Below are 722 nucleotides of genomic sequence, written 5' to 3'. Positions count from 1 at the left end.
GTCTTCTGTTCCGGCGAGGTCAGCTTCAGGATGAGCATGTGCTCGGCGAGCCAGCCCTCATCATGGGCCATGACCGAGGCGATGCGCAGGGCGTAGCATTTCTTGCCCAGCAGCGCGTTTCCGCCGTAGCCGGAGCCGAAGGACCAGATGGAGCGCTCTTCGGGGAAGTGCACGATCCACTTGTCCGGGTTGCAGGGCCACGGGACGTCGGCCTGGCCGGCTTCCAGCGGAGCACCCAGGGAGTGCAGGGCCGGAACGAAGAAGGCGTTGGTTTCGGTGATCCGGTTCAGGACGTCCGTGCCGATGCGGGCCATGATGCGCATGGAGGCGACCACGTAGGCGGAGTCGGTAATCTCGACGCCGAACTTGGGGTCCTCGGCGTCAAGGTGGCCCATGACGAACGGGATGACGTACATGGTGCGGCCGCGCATGGAGCCGGAGAACAGCCCGCGCAGCTTCTCCTTCATCTCCGCCGGGGCCATCCAGTTGTTGGTGAAGCCTGCGTCATGCTCCTTCTCGGAGCAGATGAAGGTCTGCTCTTCAACCCGGGCCACGTCGGCAGGATCCGAGAATGCTGCGAAGGAGTTGGGGAACAGGTCCTGGTTCAACCGCTTCAGGGTGCCGGCCGCGACGAGTTCGTCAGTGAGGCGGGTGTTTTCTTCCTCTGAGCCGTCGACCCAGTGAATCCGGTCCGGCTGGGTAAGCCCAGCGACCTCTTCAAC

The 722-nt window shown here is 63.9% G+C and carries 1 pseudogene; it reads right to left on the bottom strand.

Annotation, left to right across the window (positions count from 1 at the left end):
• Nucleotides 1–722: pseudogene (locus AC1DFE_RS24095) on the bottom strand (phosphoenolpyruvate carboxykinase (GTP)); the annotation flags it as partial.

The sequence above is a fragment of the Arthrobacter sp. 05T423 genome (assembly GCF_056396245.1).
Note: the sequence above shows the minus strand (reverse complement) of the source record. Positions and strands in the feature narration are given on the sequence as shown.